Source organism: uncultured Thiocystis sp. (genome assembly GCF_903866365.1).
Classification (GTDB): Bacteria; Pseudomonadota; Gammaproteobacteria; order Chromatiales; family Chromatiaceae; genus Chromatium.
Window position 1 is genome coordinate 1 of sequence record NZ_CAIPNF010000253.1, and the last position, 3,071, is coordinate 3,071.

Genomic DNA, 3,071 nt, shown 5'->3' on the forward strand with positions numbered 1-3,071 from the left:
AATCTGCCTGAACCGGATCTGGAGAACCTGGCTATCTATCTGGCCCGCAACGCCCGCGAGGTCGAGCAGATGTTGAAGGGGAAGCCGGTGGAGCGGGAGCCGGGCGCAGGGCTGGAGTCGGAACCGGAGTCGGCGCCCGAGAGCCTGCCCGAAAAAGTGGCGCCGCTCAAGTCCGTGAGGGGATAACGGATGCACCAGCCGGAGGCTGCGACCCACTCGCTCCTGATCGGTTATCTGCTGTGGATTTTCGGGTTCATGGGCGCGCATCGCTTCTACGACGGCAAGCCCCTTTCCGGCACGCTCTGGTTTCTGACGCTCGGTCTGCTCGGCATCGGCTGGCTAATCGACCTGTTCCTGATTCCGGGGATGCACCGGCGGGCGGAGCGACGCTTTACCCCAGGCGTCAAGGATTATGACCTGACCTGGATTCTGCTGACCTTTCTCGGGCTGTTCGGCGTCCACCGCTTCTATCTGGGCAAATGGATCACCGGCCTAATCTGGCTGCTGACCGGGGGGCTGTTCCTGATCGGCTATCTTTACGATTACTGGACGCTCAACGAGCAGATCGCGACGGTCAATGACGAACAGCGCCGGTTTCGGCCCTGATCGGCTGCGTGGTCGGGTTACCGCTGTTGGAAACCCAACATCAGCCAAGTAGCCCGTAGATCCGCATCGGATGCCTTTCCTGGCCTCACACCCCCACCCTGGCAACCCCGCCACGATCCGCACGATCTCCAGACTGACGCGCACGACGCGCCGGAGCCCGGCATCAATGGCGGCGGCTGTTGGGGTTCATTCCTCATCCCAGCCTACCGAGCTTTATCCCTTTTCGTACCGTCGGAATGTCCGCGAGAATGTCCAGGATTCTTCCCTTTTCGTGGCCGCCATCGCGACGCCAATCCCACGTTTCAAGTTCATCTGCCGTGGAGGAGCCCCAATCGTGACCGCTTACAAACGTAAAAATCACAAATTTTTGTGAAATTAGGTTTAGAATGACGCCTTAGAAGGGCGAAATCCGAGGCGCCACATCATGATATTTTATTACACTTTCGGAAATTTCTACTCGTTTGGCGAGACGGTGACTGTCGATTTCAGGCTTCCTAAAACCTTCGGCAGCCCTGGTGCCAGTCATCTTAAGGATTCCGAGATCCTCTCTCACGCGATGGTGGTTATTGGCCCGAATGCCAGTGGCAAGACCAACCTGATCAAGCCATTGTCATTCTTCCATTGGTTTGTCAGCCGGTCGTTCGTCGACGGCGAACCTAAAAAAGACATCCCGTTCGAGACGCATTTTTTCTCGAAAGACCAGCGTTGCGAGTTTGAAATTGAGCTGACGGTTGGCGCCAACCACTGGCGTTACCACGTCGCCTTGACCCGAGAGCGGGTACTTCATGAAGCGCTGTATCGTAAGACCAGCAAATTATTCAGTTACGTGTTTACGCGGGACTGGGAGGCTGGCGCCTACGTGATCCGGCAACAGGGCTTCGGCATGAGCCCGAGCGAGGCAAAAAAGGTCCGTCCGAATGCGTCGCTGATCTCCACGGCGGCTCAGTACAATGTGCCGATCGCGTTGGAACTGGCGTCCCTGCCAATTTATACGAATGTCATTGAGACGGGCCGCACCCACCCTGGTTACGATGGTCTGATCGAGGCCAGTGACACCTTCGCCAAGAGCGAGCGATTGCGCGTGCGCATGGCGGACTATCTGCGTGCCTGGGATCTTGGCTTGGCGGATGTCCAAATCAGGGAGGTGACATTCACGGACCCGACGAACACGCCGGTCATCAAGAAACCTTTTCCGTTCGGCGTTCACACGCTTGGCGAACAATCCGTCGATCGGATCTTTGTGCAGGAGTCCAGCGGCACGCAAGGCGCTTATCTGTTGCTGTCGCGCCTCTTGCCGGCATTGGAGACCGGCGGCCTGGCCGTTATCGATGAACTGGAAGCGGATTTACATCCGCACATGCTCGCGCCAATCCTGGATCTTTTCCTGAGCCCCGAGACGAACCCTCGCAAGGCCCAGATCATTTTTACCTGCCATGCCCCTGAAATCCTCACCGTCTGGGAGAAACAGCAAATCATGCTGGTGGAAAAGGATGAACGGGGCATCAGCGATGCGTGGCGCCTGGATTCCATGCGCGGCGTGCGCAAGGATGACAACTACTATGCGAAGTACATGGCGGGCGCTTATGGCGCAATTCCGAGGGTCTGATCATGCCGCATCGGAGCCGCCACATTCGCACGCACCAACGCACCCGCAAGACCAACCAAACGGTGTTGATTGTCGGCGAAGGGGATGCGGAAGTCGCTTTTCTCACGCATCTAAGCCGCCTGTTCAATACCCGTGATTGCGGCGTGACCTGTACGATACGCAACGCGCATGGGAAGGGGCCTGAGCACATTCTGATGCGACCAAAGCGGCTGGCCGGGCCGATTCAGTACGATCATTTGGCCGCGTTCCTGGATAACGATATTCCGTTGCCCGATGACGCCTGGATCAAGGCCCATGCCCCCGGCGTTGAAGCATTGGTCTCCGAGCACTGTATCGAATTCTTTTTGCTGCGCCTCTTGGGCGAATCGCCGCCCAATGAGACGAAGGCTTGTAAGCGGATGATGAAACAATCCGGGATGAATCTATTGAACTCCGCTTGTTATGAAGCGCGTTTCCCGAAGTCAGTGCTGGAGCAGCAGCGTGATCGCTTTCCGACCCTGCGAAGACTGATCGAGATCCTGTCTGGCGCGCGTCTGCGCCCATGACGCTTGTCGCGATTCAGTGTGAGACGATAGCCTGTTGGCTGCCGAGATTCTGAACAGGGCATCGATTAGGGTCAGGCCCGCTGGCTTTTCGATCAGGTCGAGGTCGTCGCACGCAGCCGAGTCAGATTCGCTTGCCACTGTCCCTGATCGATCCGGCCCTCCAGCCAGTCGTTCAGGGGTACGACAACGATTCCTTCATTTTTGGGCCACAAGGATGTCACTCGCAGATCGGAGCTGCCTGACCGACTCAACCATCCGTATCACCAGCTCCGATCCGGGTCTTCCAGAGAGGTCATGTCGGCTTCGATGAAGCA

General features: G+C 57.5%; 3 protein-coding genes and 1 pseudogene. All 4 read left to right on the forward strand.

What is annotated here, in order from left to right; translation table 11 throughout:
- A pseudogene (locus QZY07_RS14115) lies at window positions 1-186 on the forward strand (hypothetical protein); the annotation flags it as partial.
- Between the two features lie 3 nt (window positions 187-189).
- Window positions 190-606: a TM2 domain-containing protein gene (locus QZY07_RS14120; RefSeq protein ID WP_295403882.1), complete on the forward strand. Its 417-nt coding sequence runs from the start codon at window positions 190-192 to the stop codon at window positions 604-606.
- A 424-nt stretch (window positions 607-1,030) separates the two neighbouring features.
- Entirely contained in the window at window positions 1,031-2,212 is a 1,182-nt protein-coding gene (locus QZY07_RS14125) for an ATP-binding protein (protein WP_295403885.1), read from the forward strand.
- A gap of 65 nt (window positions 2,213-2,277) precedes the next feature.
- Window positions 2,278-2,757, forward strand: coding sequence for a hypothetical protein (locus tag QZY07_RS14130; RefSeq protein WP_295403888.1), 480 nt, complete (start codon window positions 2,278-2,280; stop codon window positions 2,755-2,757).
- Window positions 2,758-3,071 lie beyond the last annotated feature (314 nt).

Bases quoted from the DNA above. Each gene is read 5' to 3' on its own strand.
- QZY07_RS14120 (WP_295403882.1), top strand. From the start codon at position 190: ATGCACCAGCCGGAGGCTGCGACCCACTCGCTCCTGATCGGTTATCTG.
- QZY07_RS14125 (WP_295403885.1), top strand. From the start codon at position 1,031: ATGATATTTTATTACACTTTCGGAAATTTCTACTCGTTTGGCGAGACG.